The organism is Pseudomonas sp. RIT623 (assembly GCF_004519305.1).
Taxonomy (GTDB): domain Bacteria; phylum Pseudomonadota; class Gammaproteobacteria; order Pseudomonadales; family Pseudomonadaceae; genus Aquipseudomonas.
On record NZ_SOZA01000005.1, the window covers coordinates 56,887 to 72,607 of the forward strand.

A 15,721-nucleotide genomic window follows, 5' to 3' on the forward strand; every position below is an offset into this window, starting at 1 on the left:
TTACTGTCCCAACTTCAGGCGAGCGGTTTCGCCACTGGTGAACGGGGCGACATCGACCGCCTGGCCGTTGTAGCTCACCTGGGCGCCGCGGGCGAAGCCCAGGCGCACCGCGAACGGTGGCTTGCCGGTCAGTTCCAGGCTGTCGCCCTTGCGCTTGATGGCGCTGAACAGCACCTTGCCGTTGCCGTCGGTGACCTGGGTCCAGCAATCGGCGGTGAACTGGATGTGTACATTAGCGCTGCCGGCGGCGGCCGGGGTGGCCTCGCTGACCGGCGCCGCGGCCACGGGGGCAGCGGGCACCACGGGCACGACCGGAGCCGCCGGCGTGCTGGCGACAGCCTGGGCCGGGGCACTGGCGAGCGGCGCGCTCGGCGCCACAGGAGCGACCGGCGCGGTAGTGCTGGCGGGTGCCGTCGGGGCTTGCGCAGCCTCGGCAGGTGCCGCTTCAGGGATGGCGGGCTCCAGCGGCAGGGCCTGGCCCTCGGCTTGCTGGCCCTCGCTCACGGCCTGGTCTTCCGGCTCGTCCAGCGGGTGGATCTGGGTGGTGCCGTCGGCGCTCTCGACCTCTACGTGCTCCAGGGCAATCTTGGCCAGGTCCTTGCCACGCTGGCTGCTCTGGTCCTGCCACCAGAAGAAACCACCACCGACCACGGCCACCAGCAGCAGCAGGCTGACCACCCGCAGGATGTTGTGGGACAGGCGCACCGGCTCTTCGATACGGCCCAGCGCATGCACTTCGCTGCCCTTGGCGTGGCTCCCGGTGATCTGGTCGAAAGCCTCGACCAGCGGCGCCTGGTCCATGTCCATCAGCTTGGCGTAGGCGCGAATGTAGCCACGGGCGAAGGTGTGCCCCGGCAGCTTGTCGAAGGCGCCGTTTTCCAGGTTGTTCAGCGAAGATACCGTGAGGTTGAGCTTTCGAGCGACCTCGGCCTGGCTCCAGTCCCGCTTTTCGCGAGCCTGGCGCAAGACGTCACCGGGGTTCTGGCCAGTCGCTGCTGCTACTTCGGTGTGCGCGGCTTTCATCGTTGCTCCGACAGGTATTGCTGATATTCCGGCGTACCGGGATAAAGTCGTTGTAGTTGCCGGCCCAGCCGGGCCGCGTCGCCCTGTTCGTCGAGGGCACGGGCCAGGCGGCTGCCCAGCAGCAGGCTGCGGGCGTTCTGGTCGCTCAGCTGGCTGAATCGATCGTAGTAGTCCCGGGCCGGCACATAATGCCTGTTTTCGTAGGACAACTCAGCCATTTCGAGCAAAGCCTTCGGTTGCCGCTGATTGAGCCGAAGGGCTTTTTCCAGATAGTCGCGCGCTTGCGCTGCCTGCCCCAGCTTCAGGGCGGTCAGCCCCAGGTTCTCGTACACCCGGGACCGCTCAGGATACAGGGTATCGGCGGCGGCCTGGCGAAAGTTCGCCTGGGCTTCGCCGAAACGGCCCTGAGCATATAGGAAACTGCCGTAATTGTTACGGATTCGTGTGTCATTCGGCTGGGTCGCCAGCGCCTTGGCAAAGTGCTGGTCAGCCAATGCCGGTTCGCCTTCGGCCTGGAACACCAGCGCCAGGGCGGCGTGGGCATCGGCATCTCGGCTATCGAGGGCCAGGGCCTTGCCCAGTGGCGCCTTGGCCTGTTCGGTCAAACCTTGTTGCAAATACCCCAGGCCCAGCTGCACATAGGCCCTGCCCGCATCCTCGCGCCCCTGGCGGCTGGCCAGGGGATCGCCCGCGCCACCGGACACGCAGCCGGCCAGCAGCGAAAGCGTCAGGATCGACAGCGCGGTGCGCAAGGTCATGGGCAGGTGCTCGTCAGGGGCGCGCGGCGCTGTCTTGCGGCTCGTCGGCGGCCAGCTGGCGCACGGCGATGTAGCGCTCGCTGCGCCGGGTGCGGTCGTTGACCTGGCCCACCAGCTGCCCACAGGCGGCATCGATGTCGTCACCGCGGGTGGTGCGGGTGGTGACGTTGAAACCGCCGTGGTGCAGCAGGTCCTGGAAACGCCGAATGGCGTTGTTGCTCGGCCGCTCGTAGCCCGAGTGCGGGAACGGGTTGAACGGGATCAGGTTGATCTTGCACGGCACGTCGCGCAGCAGTTCGATCATTTGCGCCGCGTGCTCTGGCTGGTCGTTGATGTCCTTGAGCAGGGTGTACTCGATGGTCAGCACACGCTTGCCACCCAGGGTGGACATGTAGCCCATGCACGAGTCCAGCAGCATCTTCAGCGGGTACTTCTTGTTGATCGGTACCAACTTGTTGCGCAGTTCGTCGTTCGGGGCGTGCAGCGACAGGGCCAGCGACACGTCGATGTGCTTGGCCAGCTCGTCGATCATCGGTACCACGCCCGAGGTGGACAGGGTCACGCGACGCTTGGAAATGCCATAGCCCAGATCTTCCATCATGATCTTCATGGCGGCGATGACATTGTCGAAATTCAGCAGGGGCTCGCCCATGCCCATCATGACCACGTTGGTAATCGCGCGGTCGATCTTGGCCGGGACGGTCCCGAAGGATTTGTTGGCAAGCCACACCTGGCCGATCACTTCGGCGGCGGTGAGGTTGCTGTTGAAGCCTTGCTTGCCGGTGGAGCAGAAACTGCAGTCCAGGGCGCAGCCGGCTTGCGACGACACGCACAGGGTGCCGCGATCGTCGGTGGGGATGTAGACGGTCTCGACGCAGCTGCCGGAGGCAACGCGGACCACCCACTTGCGGGTACCGTCGGCGGAAATGTCTTCACTGACCACCTCCGGACCACGAATCTCGGCAACGGCCTCGAGCTTTTCGCGCAAGACCTTGCCGACATTGGTCATGGCGGCGAAATCATCGACGCCAAAATGGTGAATCCATTTCATCACCTGACCGGCACGGAAACGCTTCTCCCCGATTGAGTCGAAGAACTGTTCCATTTCCGCCAGGGTCAGCCCCAGCAGGTTGATCTTGTCAGTCGATGTCGTCATGGATTCACCCTCACCCGTAAGCTTTCGCTTAGCGAGTGGTTACCTCGGTAGCAGCGAAGAAGTAAGCGATTTCGCGAGCAGCGGCGGCTTCGGAGTCCGAACCGTGAACGGCGTTGGCGTCGATCGACTCGGCGAAGTCAGCACGGATGGTGCCGGCAGCAGCCTCTTTAGGGTTGGTGGCGCCCATCAGCTCGCGGTTGGCCAGAATGGCGTTCTCGCCTTCCAGAACCTGTACAACGACAGGGCCCGAAGTCATGAAGGCAACCAGGTCACCGAAGAAGCCGCGCTCTTTGTGCTCGGCGTAGAAACCTTCGGCCTCGGCTTTGGACAGCTGCTTCATTTTCGAAGCGACGACGCGCAGGCCGGCTTTCTCGAAGCGAGTGGTGATCTCGCCGATGACGTTCTTGGCAACGGCGTCAGGCTTGATGATGGAGAAAGTACGTTGAACAGCCATGGAAAACTCCAGAATATTGAGTGTTGCGAAAAATTAAACCCGCGAATTATACGCGGGTTCCAGGGGATTGCCTAACCTACAGCGTCACGCTTAGTCGGCTTCTTCGATCCAGGCCGCCTGGATGGCCTCGAGCACTTTCTCACCGCCGCGTGACGGATCGTCGCTGAACTCTGGCAAGGCCAGTACCCAGCGGTGCAGATCGACGAAATTCACGTAACGAGGATCGACCTCAGGCTTGCTTTCCGCAAGCTGGATGGCGATCTCAAGTACATCAATCCATTTCAGGCTCATGGGGCAACCCTCAGTGCGGCGCTTCGGCGGCGTGGTTGAGCGAGTACTTGGGGATCTCGATGGTGAGGTCCTCGTCACCGACGATCACCTGGCAGGCCAGGCGCGATTGCGCTTCCAGGCCCCAGGCCTTGTCGAGCATGTCTTCCTCGAGCTCGTCGGCTTCCTCGAGCGAGTCGAAGCCTTCGCGCACGATGCAATGGCAGGTGGTGCAGGCGCACACACCGCCACAGGCGCTTTCCATCTCGATGTGATGCTCGTGGGCCAGCTCCAGGATATTGGTGCCCGGCTCCACTTCAACCACCAGCCCATCCGGGCAGAACTTTTCGTGCGGCAGGAAAATCACCTGGGGCATCGGTTACTCCTCGATCTCATTCAGGTTGCGCCCGGCCAGTGCGGCTTTGACCGTCGAATCAAGGCGACGGGCGGCAAATGCATCGGTCACCTGCGACAGACGCTTGGTCTGCTGCTCGATGGCGGCGCCATCGGTGCCGGTGAGCAAATCACGCAATTCTTGCATCTGGAAGGCAATGGCCTCGCGTTCGTCGCTGCTGAGCAGGCGCTCACCGTCGGCATCGAGGGCGCCCTGCACCGCTTCGAGCAGACGCTCGGCATCGACCTGGTGCTCGCGCAACTGGCGGGCCTGCTTGTCGGAACCTGCGTGCTCGAAGGAGTCCTTGAGCATGCGCGCGATCTCGCCGTCGGTCAGGCCATAGGACGGCTTGACCTGGATGCTCGACTCGACCCCCGAGGCCAGTTCGCGAGCGGCCACGCTGAGCAGGCCGTCGGCGTCGACCTGGAAGGTGACACGGATCTTCGCCGCGCCGGCGACCATCGCCGGAATGCCGCGCAGCTCGAAGCGCGCCAGCGAGCGGCAGTCGCTGATCAACTCGCGCTCGCCCTGCAGCACGTGGATCATCATGGCCGACTGGCCATCCTTGTAGGTGGTGAACTCCTGGGCGCGAGCCACCGGAATGGTGGTGTTGCGCGGGATCACCTTCTCCATCAGCCCGCCCATGGTCTCAAGGCCCAGGGACAGCGGGATGACGTCGAGCAGCAGCAATTCGCCCCCTTCGCGGCGGTTGCCGGCCAGGGTGTCGGCCTGGATGGCGGCGCCGATGGCCACCACCTGGTCTGGGTCGATCGAGGTCAACGGGGTGCGGCCGAACAGCGTGCCGACCGCTTCGCGCACACGCGGCACGCGGGTCGAACCACCGACCATCACCACCGCGCCGACCTCTTCGAGCTCGACGCCACTGTCGCGCACCGCGCGGCGGCAGGCCTTGAGGCTGCGGGCCAGCAGAGGCTCGATCATCGCTTCGAAGGCTGCGCGGCTCAGCTCGCCCTGCCAGGCACCATGGCTGACGACGACCACATCGGCATCGGTCAGGGCTTCCTTGGCGGCGCAGGCGGCCTGCAGCAACTGGCGCTGGGTAGCCGGATCAAGGTCCGAGGACAACCCGGCCTGCTCGATGATCCAGCCGGCAATGGCATGGTCGAAGTCATCACCACCCAGGGCGGTATCGCCGCCGGTGGCCAGCACCTCGAACACACCGCCGGTCAGGCGCAGGATGGAAATATCGAAGGTACCGCCACCCAGGTCGTAGATCGCCACCAGGCCTTCGGCGTTCTGGTCCAGGCCATAGGCCACGGCCGCCGCGGTTGGCTCGTTGAGCAGGCGCAGCACGTTCAGGCCGGCCAGGCGCGCAGCGTCCTTGGTGGCTTGGCGCTGGGCATCGTCGAAATAGGCCGGCACGGTGATCACGGCACCGACCAACTCGCCACCGAGGGTGGCCTCGGCGCGTTGGCGCAGCACCTTGAGGATATCGGCGGATACCTCCACCGGGCTCTTCGGCCCCTGCACGGTGTCGATGAACGGCATGTGCGATTCACCACCGACGAAACGGTACGGCAGTTGCTCACCCAGTTGCTTGACGTCCGCCAGGCCACGCCCCATCAGGCGCTTGACCGACAGGATGGTGTTCAGCGGGTCGCTGGAGGCGGCGTCGCGGGCGGCCTGGCCGACTTCGTTGCGGCCTTCGAGGTAGCGCACCGCCGACGGCAGGATCAACTGCCCCTGGGCATCGGGCAGCGGTTCGCTGCGCCCGCTGCGCACGGCGGCGACGAGAGAATTGGTGGTGCCCAGGTCGATACCCACCGCCAGGCGGCGCTGGTGCGGCTGGGGGCTCTGACCGGGTTCGGCGATCTGCAGTAGGGCCATGCTTATCTGAGTACCTTAGGCGTCATCACGGGCGACGCCGGGGTTAATCGTCGAGGCGCTCTTCGAGTTGGCGCACTTCTTGGGCGAGCTTGTCGAGGAACTGCATGCGGCGCATCAGGCGCTCGGCCTGGTCGCGCTCGGCAGCCACATCCCAGCAGGCGGCGAAATCCTCGTTGAGCTTGTCCTGGGCGGCCTTGAGGCGCTTCTTGAACACCCCCACGCCGTCGAGGTCGGCTTCGTCCTGCAGCTCTTCGAGCTCTTCGCGCCACTGCATCTGCTGCAGCAGGAAGTCCGGATCGTGCACGGTGACTTCCTGGGGCACTTCGTGGCCACCGATGGCCAGCAGGTAGCGGGCCCGACGTGGCGCACTGCGCAAGGTCTGGTAGGCGTCGTTGAGGGCCGCGGATTTTTCCAGGGCGAGGCGTTGCTCGCGCTCGGAAGCATCGGCGAAGCGGTCCGGATGGACCTCGCGGGCCAGCTCGCGATAACGCGTGGCCAGTTGGTCGAGGTCCAGGCGGAAGCCCGGCTGCAGGTCAAACAGGGCGAAATGACAAAGAGTACCCACAGCCAGCCTCAGACGTTGAAGCTTTCGCCGCAGCCACACTCACCGCGCACGTTGGGGTTGTTGAACTTGAAGCCTTCGTTCAACCCTTCCTTGACGAAGTCCAGCTCGGTGCCATCGAGGTACACCAGGCTTTTCGGGTCGATGATGACCTTCACGCCGTGGTTCTCGAACACCTGGTCCTCTGCGGCCAGCTCGTCGACGAACTCCAGCACGTAGGCCAGGCCCGAGCAGCCGGTGGTGCGCACGCCCAGGCGAATGCCCTCACCCTTGCCGCGCCCGTCGAGGGAGCGGCGAATGTGGTTGGCGGCGGCTTCTGTCATGCTGATAGCCATCGGAACTCCTTACCTCTACCTTGCGTCAGTCGACTCAGATCAAGCCTTTCTTCTGCTTGTAATCGCGCACGGCTGCCTTGATGGCATCTTCGGCGAGTACCGAGCAGTGGATCTTGACCGGCGGCAACGCCAGTTCTTCGGCCAGCTGGGTGTTCTTGATGGTCTCGGCTTCGTCCAGGGTCTTGCCCTTCATCCACTCGGTGGCCAGGGAACTGGAGGCGATGGCCGAACCGCAGCCGTAGGTCTTGAACTTGGCGTCTTCGATGATGCCTTGCTCGTTGACCTTGATCTGCAGACGCATCACGTCGCCACACGCCGGGGCGCCGACCATGCCGGTCCCGACATCCGGGTCCTCGGCGTTCATCTTGCCGACGTTGCGTGGGTTTTCGTAGTGGTCGATGACCTTTTCACTGTATGCCATGGTGCAATTCCTTCCTCATCAGGGAGCCGCTCTTGCCGGCGACTGCTTAGTGGGCGGCCCACTCGATCTTGGAGATGTCGACGCCGTCTTTGTACATGTCCCACAGCGGCGAGAGTTCGCGCAGCTTGTTGACTGCCTTGCAGACTTCCTGCGCGGCGTAGTCGACTTCTTCCTCGGTGGTGAAGCGGCCGAAGGAGAAGCGGATCGAGCTGTGCGCCAGTTCGTCGTTGCGGCCCAGGGCGCGCAGGACGTAGGACGGCTCGAGCGAAGCGGAGGTGCAGGCCGAACCGGACGAAACGGCGATGTCCTTGAGCGACATCAGCAGCGACTCGCCTTCGACGTAGTTGAAGCTCAGGTTCAGGTTGTGCGGCACGCGCTGGGTCTGGCTGCCGTTGACGTACAGCTCCTCGAGGTCGGAGACCTGCTTGAAGAAGCGGTCGCTCAGGGCCTTGATGCGCACGTTTTCCGCGGCCATTTCCTGCTTGGCGATGGCGAAGGCTTCGCCCATGCCGACGATCTGGTGGGTCGGCAGGGTGCCCGAACGCATGCCGCGCTCATGGCCACCGCCGTGAATGATGGCTTCCAGGCGCACGCGCGGCTTGCGGCTGACGTACAGCGCGCCGATGCCTTTGGGGCCGTAGACCTTGTGCGCCGAGAACGACATCAGGTCGACCTTGAGCTTTTGCACGTCGATCTCGACCTTGCCGGCCGACTGGGCGGCGTCGACATGGAACAGCACGCCGCGCGAGCGGGTCAGCTCACCGATGGCGGCGATGTCGTTGATCGAGCCGACTTCGTTGTTCACGTGCATCAGCGAGACCAGGATGGTGTCATCACGCAGGACGGCCTCGACCATGGCCGGGGTGACGATGCCGTCTTCGCCCGGCTCCAGGTAGGTCACTTCGAACCCTTCACGCTCGAGCTGGCGAGCGGTATCCAGGACCGCCTTGTGCTCGATCTTGGAGGTGATGATGTGCTTGCCCTTGGTCTGATAGAAGTGCGCCACGCCTTTCAGGGCGAGGTTGTCGGACTCGGTGGCACCACTGGTCCAGACGATCTCGCGCGGGTCGGCGTTGATCAGCTCGGCCACTTGGCGGCGGCCGTTTTCCACCGCTTCCTCGGCTTTCCAGCCAAACACGTGGGAACGCGAGGCCGGGTTACCGAAGTTCCCGTCGACCAGCAGGCACTCGGCCATCTTTTGCGCAACGCGCGGGTCGACCGGGGTGGTCGCGGAGTAATCGAGGTAGATCGGCAACTTCATTGAGTATCTCCTATCAGGCGGTGGCGTCGCTCGTCGCTGCTATCAGTCGACGGCGGACGTCTCAATCTTGTCCAGCTGGGCGCTACGGCCTGCGACGCGGCGCAGGTCCTGACGCTGGGCGACTTCCTGCACCTCGCGGCGCATGACGAGGTCGGCCAGGCTGATGCCACTGAGGAATTCATGGATTTGCTGGCTGAGATCGCACCACAGGTGGTGGGTCAGACAGGTATCACCGGCGTGGCAATCCCCCAGGCCCTGGCAGCGGGTGGCATCGACCGATTCGTTGACTGCGTCGATAACCTGGGCCACCTGGATGGTTTCCATGCCCCGCGACAGCTGGTAGCCGCCGCCCGGGCCGCGAACGCTGGAAACCAGGCTGCTGCGGCGCAGCTTGGCGAACAGCTGCTCCAGATAAGAGAGGGAGATGCCCTGGCGCTCGGAAATATCGGCCAGAGACACCGGCCCATGCTGCGCGTGCAACGCCAGGTCGAGCATGGCGGTCACGGCGTATCGGCCTTTGGTAGTCAGTCGCATGGCGTATGGGTACCACGGGAGTTACAGGATGTGTGCGAGTATGCGATTCCCGAGCATTTAAGTCAACTATTAGACCTAGTGCTTTAGTCGGGTATGCATGCGGGAGGCGGGCGCGAGTGTAGCAGACAAGGGGCGCGAGCACACGCCCCTTGTATCGGACCGGCGCAATCAATGCGACTGAGTGTCGCCCTGCTTGGCCTCGGCGCAGGCTTCGGCAAACTCATCGGCGGGCAGCGCCGGCAGCTCCTTGGCACAGTAGTCACTGCCCATCCGGGTCAGCGCGCCACACATGCCCTCCAGGCGCTCGTCGACGGCTTGCAGATGGTCGAGCATCTGGCCGATCGCGCGCGCCACCGGGTCGGGCATGTCGCCGCTGACCCCATAGGCGTCGAAACCGATCTTCTCGGCCATGGCCTTGCGCTTGGCCTCGAGCGCGTCATCCTCGCTCTTGACGATGATCCGCCCGGGGATGCCCACCGCGGTGGCACCGGCCGGCACCGCCTTGGTCACCACCGCATTGGAGCCGATCTTGGCCCCGGCGCCGACGGTGAACGGGCCCAGCACCTTGGCGCCGGCACCGACCACCACGCCGTTCTCCAGGGTCGGGTGGCGCTTGCCCTTGCTCCAGCTGGTGCCACCTAGGGTCACGCCCTGGTACAACGTGACGTCGTCGCCGATCTCGGCGGTTTCGCCGATGACGATGCCCATGCCGTGGTCGATGAAGAAGCGCCGGCCGATGGTGGCGCCGGGATGGATCTCGATGCCGGTCAGCCAGCGGCCGAAGTTCGACACCAGCCGCGCCAGCCATTTGCAGTCACGCTTCCACAATGCGTTGCCCAGGCGGTGCAGCCAGATCGCGTGCATGCCGGGGTAGCAGGTCAGCACCTCGAAGGCGTTGCGCGCCGCCGGGTCACGATGGAACACGCTCTGGATATCTTCACGCAGACGCTCGAACATCTTTCAGTCCTTCCGTTTATGCGGCTCGCCCCGTGCGACTTTCTGGGTCTCGGTGAGGATGCCGCGCAAAATGCTCATTTCCGAACGATTGACCGCGCTGCGCCCATAGAGCCGGCGCAGGCGCGGCATCAGGTGCTTGGGCTTTTCCGGGTCGAGGAAGCCGATGTCCACCAGGGTCTTTTCCAAGTGGTCGTAGAACAGTTCCATTTCGTCCATGGTCGCCGGCTCGTTGCTGCGCAGCGAGTTGGCATCGAACTTCTCGACTTTCGACGGCGCGCCTTCGGCCGCCAGCCAGGCCATGCGCACCTCGTAGGAGAGCACCTGGACCGCGGCGGCAAGGTTCAGCGAGCTGAAGTCGGGGTTCGAGGGAATATGCACATGGAAGTGACATCGCTGCAGTTCTTCGTTGGTCAGGCCGGCGTGCTCGCGCCCGAACACCAGGGCGATCTCTTCGCCGCCACGGGCGTGCTCCACGGCCTTGGCCCCGCACTCGCGCGGGTCGATCAGCGGCCAGGGGATACTGCGCTCGCGGGCGCTGGTGCCCATCACCAGGCTGCAACCGACCAACGCATCCTCGAGGCTGTCGACCACCTGGGCATTGGCCAGGATGTCGTCGGCGCCCGAGGCGCGCGCGGTGGCGTCGCCTGACGGGAACTCTTTTGGCTGCACCAGCACCAGGCGCGACAGGCCCATGTTTTTCATGGCACGAGCAGCGCCGCCGATATTGCCGGGGTGGCTGGTATTGACCAGAACAACACGAATATTCTGCAACAAGGTGTTGAGCTCACGGAGTAGGGATAAAGGGGCAAACGATCTTACAGAAGCGACGGACGTAACGCCACGAAAGCGCATCTGACCCTTCTGCCGTCGTGGATTTCTGATAGACTATGCGGCTTTCCTCTTTAACATCCCAGGTGAAACGCCCATGCAGCCTATGCTGAATATCGCCCTGCGCGCCGCTCGCAGCGCCAGTGAACTGATTTTCCGCTCCATCGAACGCCTGGATAGCATCAAAGTCGACGAAAAGCAGGCCAAGGACTACGTCTCCGAGGTCGACCGCGCCGCCGAGAAAGTCATCGTCGATGCCCTGCGCAAGGCCTATCCGAACCACTCCATCCAGGGTGAAGAGACCGGCCTGCACGCCGGCTCCGGCGAAGAAGGCAAGGACTACCTGTGGATCATCGACCCGCTCGATGGCACCACCAACTTCCTGCGTGGCGTTCCTCACTTCGCGGTCAGCATCGCCTGCAAATACCGCGGCCGCCTCGAGCACGCCGTGATCGTCGACCCGGTTCGCCAGGAAGAATTCACCGCCAGCCGTGGTCGTGGCGCCCAGGTCAATGGCCGCCGCATCCGCGTCAGCTCGCGCACCAGCCTGGACGGCGCCCTGCTGGGCACCGGCTTCCCGTTCCGCGACAACCAGATGGCCGACCTGGACAACTACCTGGGCATGTTCCGCGCCCTGACCGGCCAGACCGCCGGCATCCGCCGCGCCGGTTCCGCCAGCCTGGACCTGGCCTACGTGGCCGCCGGCCGCTTCGACGCCTTCTGGGAGTCGGGCCTGTCCGAGTGGGACATGGCGGCCGGCGTGCTGCTGATCCAGGAAGCCGGTGGCCTGGTCAGCGACTTCAACGGTGGCCACGACCACCTCGAGAAGGGCCACATCGTCGCGGGTAACATCAAGTGCTTCAAGGCCGTGCTGACTGCCATCCAGCCGCACCTGCCAGAGCACATGAAGCGCTGATCGCTTCGGGCACAAAAAAGCACCCTCGGGTGCTTTTTTTATGCCTATTGTCCCGCGAACCACGCCCCCCCCTTGTAGGAGCGGCCTTGTGTCGCGAAAGGGGCGCAAAGCAGCCCGCGCCGGGATCACTGCCCCGGCTGATTCTGGCTCAGCACCAGCTTGCCATTCTTGTCCAACGGAATGGTCGAGCCCGGGTCGCGGTCCATCTTCACCTTGCCCACCTGGTCACCGATGGAATAGGTCACGTTGTAGCCCACCACCTTCTCGCTCAGGTCGTTGACCGTGTTGCAGCGGGTCTGGGTGGTGGTGTAGGTGTCACGCTCCTGCATGTACTCCTGGGCCTTGTTGCCGGCATAACCGCCACCGACCGCGCCGGCCACCGTGGCGATCTTCTTGCCGGTGCCGCCACCGATCTGGTTGCCCAGCAGGCCGCCGGCGAGCGCGCCGACCACGGTGCCGGCGATCTGGTGCTGGTCCTTGACCGGCGCCTGGCGCGTCACCGCCACGTCCTTGCACACCTGACGCGGCGTCTTGATGGTTTCCTTGATCGGCTGCACGTCGGTGACCTGGGCGTACTCAGGCCCCTTGTTGACCAAGCTGTAGGTCGCCACAGCACCTCCGGCGGTTACACCGACAGCACCCAGTACCGCACCCACCAGCATTGATTTGTTCACGCGAACCTCCTAGTCATACCCGCGGGGTCTTGGCCCGCCTTCTCCCTGCCTTGGAGCAAAAAAAAAGGCGCGAGTTCAACACTCGCGCCTTTCTTTACGCCAAACGGCGTGGGACCCAGCGTTATGGACGCTCGTCCACACCCTCGGTCTTCACCGGCGGGATCAGGTCTTCGCTGTTCAGGTTCAGCCAGATCAGCACCACGTTGGCGATGTAAATCGACGAGTAGGTACCTGCCATGACGCCAATGAACAGCGCCAGGGAGAAGCCGAACAGGTTGTCGCCGCCGAAGAACAGCAGCGCGGCGATGGCCAGCAAGGTCGACACCGAGGTGGCGATGGTGCGCAGCAGGGTCTGGGTGGTCGAGACGTTGATGTTCTCGATCAGCGAAGCCTTGCGCATCACCCGGAAGTTCTCGCGCACCCGGTCGAACACGACGATAGTGTCGTTGAGCGAGTAACCGATGATCGCCAGTACCGCCGCCAGCACCGTCAGGTCGAAGGTGATCTGGAAGAACGACAGGATACCGAGCGTGACCACCACGTCGTGGACCAGCGAGATGATCGCGCCCACGGCGAACTTCCACTGGAAGCGGAAGGCCAGGTAGATGAGGATGCCGCCCAGGGCCAGGAGCATGCCCATGCCGCCCTGGTCGCGCAGTTCTTCACCCACCTGCGGGCCTACGAACTCGACGCGCTTGACCGTGGCCGGGTTGTCGCCACCGGCCTTCTGCAGCGCCGCGGCCACCTTGTTGCCCAGTTGCGGGTCGTCGCCCGGCATGCGTACCAGCAGGTCGGTGGTGGCGCCGAAGCTCTGCACCACGGCCTCGTGGAAGCCGGAATCGACCAGCTCGGCACGCACGGCCTTGAGATCTGCCGGACGCTCGTAGGTCAGCTCGATCAGCGTACCGCCGGTGAAGTCCAGGCCGAAGTTCAGGCCTTTCTGCCACCAGCTGAACAGCGCCAGCACGGTCAGGAGCACGGTAATGGCGAACGCGACATTGCGCACGCCCATGAAGTTGATGGTTTTCATCGCAGCTCCCTCAAACCCACAGCTTCTTGATGTCACGCCCGCCGCAGGTCAGGTTGACCATGGCGCGGGTCACCATGACGGCGGTGAACATCGAGGTGAAAATCCCGAGGGACATGGTGACCGCGAAGCCCTTGACCGGGCCAGTACCCATGGCGAACAGGATGCCGCCGACCAGCAGGCTGGTCAGGTTGGCGTCGATGATCGCGGTGTAGGCGCGATTGAAACCTTCGTGGATGGCGCGCTGCACCGACATGCCGGCTTTGAGCTCCTCGCGGATACGCGAGAAGATCAGCACGTTGGCGTCCACCGCCATGCCCATGGTCAACACGATACCGGCAATACCCGGCAGGGTCAGCGTGGCGCCCAGCAGCGACATCAGCGCCAGCAGCAGGACCATGTTGCCCGCCAGGGCAACGGTGGCGATCACGCCGAAGCCGCGGTAGATGGCGATGATGAACAGCGAGACGAACAGCATGCCCCACAGCGACGCATCGATACCCTTGGTGATGTTGTCGGCACCCAGGCTTGGGCCAATGGTACGCTCTTCGGCGAAGTACATTGGCGCGGCCAGGCCACCGGCACGCAGCAGCAGGGCCAGCTCGGACGACTCGCCCTGGCCGTTCAGGCCAGTGATGCGGAATTGGCTGCCCAGCGGCGACTGGATGGTCGCCAGGCTGATGATCTTCTTCTCTTCCTTGAAGCTCTGTACGGCAACGTCCTTCTCGACGCCGTCGACGGTCTGCTTCTCGTAGCGGGTGATCGGCTTCTGCTCGATGAAGATCACCGCCATGCTGCGCCCGACGTTGCTGCGGGTGGCGCGGCTCATCAGCTCGCCACCATGGCCGTCGAGGCGAATGTTCACCTGCGGGCGACCGTGCTCGTCGAAGCTGGCCTGGGCGTCGGTGACCTGGTCACCGGTGATGATCAGGCCGCGCTCGACCGCGGCGGAGCGGCCGCCTTCGCGGAACTCGAACACCTCGGTGGTGGCCTTGGACGCGCCCGGCTCGGCACCGAAGCGGAACTCCAGGTTGGCAGTCTTGCCGAGGATACGCTTGGCCTCGGCGGTATCCTGCACGCCCGGCAGCTCGACCACGATGCGGTTGGCGCCCTGGCGCTGGACCAGCGGCTCGGCCACGCCCAGCTCGTTCACACGGTTGCGAACGGTGGTCAGGTTCTGCTTGATGGAGTATTCGCGGATCTCGGCGACCTTGGCCTGGGTCAGCGCCAGGCGCAGCACGGCGAGTTCGCTGCGCTCGGTGGTGGTCAGGTCGAAATCATTGAAATTCTTGCGGATCAGGCTACGGGCCTGTTCGCGGGTGGCATCGTCGGCGAAGCCCAGCATGATCCCGCCATCCTGCTGCGGCAGGCTGCGGTAGCGGATGCGCTCTTTGCGCAGCAAGGTCTTGACCTCGCCTTCGTAGACTTTCATGCGCGCGGTCATGGCCTTGTCCATGTCCACTTCCAGCAAGAAGTGCACACCACCGGACAGGTCCAGGCCAAGCTTCATCGGGCTGGCACCCAGGTTGCGCAGCCACTGCGGGGTGGTCTGGGCCAGGTTCAGGGCCACGACATAGTCGTCGCCGAGGGCCTTGCGCGCCACATCCTTGGCTGGCAGCTGGTCTTCCTGGTTGCTCAGGCGCACCAGGGCACTGCCCTTCTCGCCCAGGCTGCCGCCCTTGACGGTGATGCCGGCATCGCCCAGCGCCTTGGTCACGCGGTCGAGGTCGGCCTGGCTGACATGCAGGGCGGAGCTGGCGCCGCTGATCTGCACCGCCGGATCATCCGGGTAGAGGTTGGGTGCGGAATAAATGAAGCCGACCGTCAGTACCAACACGATCAGCAGGTATTTCCACAGAGGGTATTTGTTCAGCATCACGCCGCCCGTTCAAGACGCGGGGCGCTTTGCGCGCCCCGACTGGAAAAATGAAACCGGTAACTCAGATAGCCTTGAGCGTACCTTTTGGCAGGGTCGCGGCAATGGCGCCCTTCTGGAACTTCAGTTCGACGTTGTCGGACACTTCCAGGACCACGAAGTCGTCGGCAACCTTGACGATCTTGCCGGCGATGCCGCCATTGGTAACCACTTCGTCACCTTTTTGCAGGTTGCTCAGCAGGTTTTTCTGCTCTTTGGCACGCTTGGCCTGCGGGCGCCAGATCATCAGGTAGAAGATGACCAGGAAACCGACCAGGAAAATCCACTCGAAGCCGGTACCGGCTGGGCCGGCGGCGGGGGCTGCTGCGTCCGCGTAGGCGGCGGGAATCAAGAAGCTCATTGGGCACTCCTAATGCAAATTTTCTAATAA

General features: G+C 64.0%; 19 protein-coding genes. 1 reads left to right on the forward strand and 18 read right to left on the reverse strand.

What is annotated here, in order from left to right; translation table 11 throughout:
- The 14 genes from E3U47_RS05440 to trmJ all read right to left on the reverse strand — a co-directional run bounded on the left by E3U47_RS05440 (position 1) and on the right by trmJ (position 10,744).
- A complete protein-coding gene (locus E3U47_RS05440; RefSeq protein WP_134689983.1) occupies positions 1–1,023 on the reverse strand; it encodes a RodZ family helix-turn-helix domain-containing protein in 1,023 nt (340 codons plus the stop codon).
- Positions 1,020–1,781 carry a type IV pilus biogenesis/stability protein PilW gene (gene pilW / locus E3U47_RS05445; RefSeq protein ID WP_134689984.1) on the reverse strand — a complete coding sequence of 254 codons (762 nt, stop codon included), beginning with the start codon at positions 1,779–1,781 and terminating at the stop codon, positions 1,020–1,022. Before pilW ends, E3U47_RS05440 begins: the two co-directional genes overlap by 4 nt.
- Positions 1,782–1,794: 13 nt before the next feature.
- Complete coding sequence (rlmN, locus tag E3U47_RS05450) at positions 1,795–2,937, reverse strand: 23S rRNA (adenine(2503)-C(2))-methyltransferase RlmN (RefSeq protein WP_134689985.1); 1,143 nt, start codon at positions 2,935–2,937, stop codon at positions 1,795–1,797.
- 28 nt (positions 2,938–2,965) lie between these two features.
- Complete coding sequence (gene ndk / locus E3U47_RS05455) at positions 2,966–3,391, reverse strand: nucleoside-diphosphate kinase (RefSeq protein WP_023630072.1); 426 nt, start codon at positions 3,389–3,391, stop codon at positions 2,966–2,968.
- Between the two features lie 90 nt (positions 3,392–3,481).
- The gene (gene iscX, locus E3U47_RS05460; RefSeq protein ID WP_003257859.1) at positions 3,482–3,682 is read right to left on the reverse strand and encodes a Fe-S cluster assembly protein IscX; all 201 of its coding nucleotides are present in this window, start codon (positions 3,680–3,682) and stop codon (positions 3,482–3,484) included.
- 10 nt (positions 3,683–3,692) lie between these two features.
- Positions 3,693–4,034: an ISC system 2Fe-2S type ferredoxin gene (gene fdx, locus E3U47_RS05465; protein ID WP_134689986.1), complete on the reverse strand. Its 342-nt coding sequence runs from the start codon at positions 4,032–4,034 to the stop codon at positions 3,693–3,695.
- Between the two features lie 3 nt (positions 4,035–4,037).
- Positions 4,038–5,900: a Fe-S protein assembly chaperone HscA gene (hscA, locus tag E3U47_RS05470; RefSeq protein ID WP_134689987.1), complete on the reverse strand. Its 1,863-nt coding sequence runs from the start codon at positions 5,898–5,900 to the stop codon at positions 4,038–4,040.
- Between the two features lie 43 nt (positions 5,901–5,943).
- Positions 5,944–6,465, reverse strand: coding sequence for a co-chaperone HscB (gene hscB, locus E3U47_RS05475; protein WP_134689988.1), 522 nt, complete (start codon positions 6,463–6,465; stop codon positions 5,944–5,946).
- Between the two features lie 8 nt (positions 6,466–6,473).
- A complete protein-coding gene (gene iscA, locus E3U47_RS05480) occupies positions 6,474–6,797 on the reverse strand; it encodes an iron-sulfur cluster assembly protein IscA (RefSeq protein WP_023630636.1) in 324 nt (107 codons plus the stop codon).
- Positions 6,798–6,831: 34 nt separating this feature from the next.
- Positions 6,832–7,218, reverse strand: a complete 387-nt coding sequence (iscU, locus tag E3U47_RS05485) for a Fe-S cluster assembly scaffold IscU (protein ID WP_007929523.1) — start codon at positions 7,216–7,218, stop codon at positions 6,832–6,834.
- Between the two features lie 46 nt (positions 7,219–7,264).
- A complete protein-coding gene (locus E3U47_RS05490; protein WP_134689989.1) occupies positions 7,265–8,479 on the reverse strand; it encodes an IscS subfamily cysteine desulfurase in 1,215 nt (404 codons plus the stop codon).
- A 42-nt stretch (positions 8,480–8,521) separates the two neighbouring features.
- Positions 8,522–9,013, reverse strand: coding sequence for a Fe-S cluster assembly transcriptional regulator IscR (gene iscR, locus E3U47_RS05495; RefSeq protein WP_042111731.1), 492 nt, complete (start codon positions 9,011–9,013; stop codon positions 8,522–8,524).
- Positions 9,014–9,181: 168 nt separating this feature from the next.
- Entirely contained in the window at positions 9,182–9,970 is a 789-nt protein-coding gene (gene cysE, locus E3U47_RS05500) for a serine O-acetyltransferase (protein WP_134689990.1), read from the reverse strand.
- 3 nt (positions 9,971–9,973) lie between these two features.
- Positions 9,974–10,744 (reverse strand): tRNA (cytosine(32)/uridine(32)-2'-O)-methyltransferase TrmJ, encoded by a 771-nt coding sequence (trmJ, locus tag E3U47_RS05505; RefSeq protein ID WP_134689991.1) that lies wholly within the window; start codon positions 10,742–10,744, stop codon positions 9,974–9,976.
- A 151-nt stretch (positions 10,745–10,895) separates the two neighbouring features.
- Between trmJ and suhB the strand changes: the two genes are divergently transcribed.
- Positions 10,896–11,714 carry an inositol-phosphate phosphatase gene (gene suhB / locus E3U47_RS05510; RefSeq protein ID WP_134689992.1) on the forward strand — a complete coding sequence of 273 codons (819 nt, stop codon included), beginning with the start codon at positions 10,896–10,898 and terminating at the stop codon, positions 11,712–11,714.
- 125 nt (positions 11,715–11,839) lie between these two features.
- On the opposite strand, the gene E3U47_RS05515 is transcribed toward suhB, so the two are convergent.
- From E3U47_RS05515 to yajC, 4 genes are all read right to left on the reverse strand, one after another.
- Positions 11,840–12,388, reverse strand: a complete 549-nt coding sequence (locus E3U47_RS05515; protein WP_134689993.1) for a glycine zipper 2TM domain-containing protein — start codon at positions 12,386–12,388, stop codon at positions 11,840–11,842.
- Between the two features lie 121 nt (positions 12,389–12,509).
- Entirely contained in the window at positions 12,510–13,418 is a 909-nt protein-coding gene (gene secF, locus E3U47_RS05520) for a protein translocase subunit SecF (RefSeq protein WP_134689994.1), read from the reverse strand.
- Between the two features lie 10 nt (positions 13,419–13,428).
- Entirely contained in the window at positions 13,429–15,291 is a 1,863-nt protein-coding gene (gene secD, locus E3U47_RS05525; protein WP_134689995.1) for a protein translocase subunit SecD, read from the reverse strand.
- Positions 15,292–15,355: 64 nt separating this feature from the next.
- On the reverse strand, positions 15,356–15,691 hold the full coding sequence (gene yajC / locus E3U47_RS05530; protein ID WP_110735801.1) for a preprotein translocase subunit YajC: 336 nt from the start codon (positions 15,689–15,691) through the stop codon (positions 15,356–15,358).
- Between the last annotated feature and the right edge of the window lie 30 nt (positions 15,692–15,721).

What these genes read in the sequence shown, in the direction of transcription:
- cysE (WP_134689990.1), bottom strand. Translation starts at nt 9,970, where the DNA reads ATGTTCGAGCGTCTGCGTGAAGATATCCAGAGCGTGTTCCATCGTGAC.
- yajC (WP_110735801.1), bottom strand. Translation starts at nt 15,691, where the DNA reads ATGAGCTTCTTGATTCCCGCCGCCTACGCGGACGCAGCAGCCCCCGCC.
- E3U47_RS05440 (WP_134689983.1), bottom strand. Translation starts at nt 1,023, where the DNA reads ATGAAAGCCGCGCACACCGAAGTAGCAGCAGCGACTGGCCAGAACCCC.
- ndk (WP_023630072.1), bottom strand. Translation starts at nt 3,391, where the DNA reads ATGGCTGTTCAACGTACTTTCTCCATCATCAAGCCTGACGCCGTTGCC.
- fdx (WP_134689986.1), bottom strand. Translation starts at nt 4,034, where the DNA reads ATGCCCCAGGTGATTTTCCTGCCGCACGAAAAGTTCTGCCCGGATGGG.
- hscA (WP_134689987.1), bottom strand. Translation starts at nt 5,900, where the DNA reads ATGGCCCTACTGCAGATCGCCGAACCCGGTCAGAGCCCCCAGCCGCAC.
- secF (WP_134689994.1), bottom strand. Translation starts at nt 13,418, where the DNA reads ATGAAAACCATCAACTTCATGGGCGTGCGCAATGTCGCGTTCGCCATT.
- suhB (WP_134689992.1), top strand. Translation starts at nt 10,896, where the DNA reads ATGCAGCCTATGCTGAATATCGCCCTGCGCGCCGCTCGCAGCGCCAGT.
- iscA (WP_023630636.1), bottom strand. Translation starts at nt 6,797, where the DNA reads ATGGCTATCAGCATGACAGAAGCCGCCGCCAACCACATTCGCCGCTCC.
- rlmN (WP_134689985.1), bottom strand. Translation starts at nt 2,937, where the DNA reads ATGACGACATCGACTGACAAGATCAACCTGCTGGGGCTGACCCTGGCG.
- iscU (WP_007929523.1), bottom strand. Translation starts at nt 7,218, where the DNA reads ATGGCATACAGTGAAAAGGTCATCGACCACTACGAAAACCCACGCAAC.
- secD (WP_134689995.1), bottom strand. Translation starts at nt 15,291, where the DNA reads ATGCTGAACAAATACCCTCTGTGGAAATACCTGCTGATCGTGTTGGTA.
- iscR (WP_042111731.1), bottom strand. Translation starts at nt 9,013, where the DNA reads ATGCGACTGACTACCAAAGGCCGATACGCCGTGACCGCCATGCTCGAC.
- pilW (WP_134689984.1), bottom strand. Translation starts at nt 1,781, where the DNA reads ATGACCTTGCGCACCGCGCTGTCGATCCTGACGCTTTCGCTGCTGGCC.
- E3U47_RS05490 (WP_134689989.1), bottom strand. Translation starts at nt 8,479, where the DNA reads ATGAAGTTGCCGATCTACCTCGATTACTCCGCGACCACCCCGGTCGAC.
- iscX (WP_003257859.1), bottom strand. Translation starts at nt 3,682, where the DNA reads ATGAGCCTGAAATGGATTGATGTACTTGAGATCGCCATCCAGCTTGCG.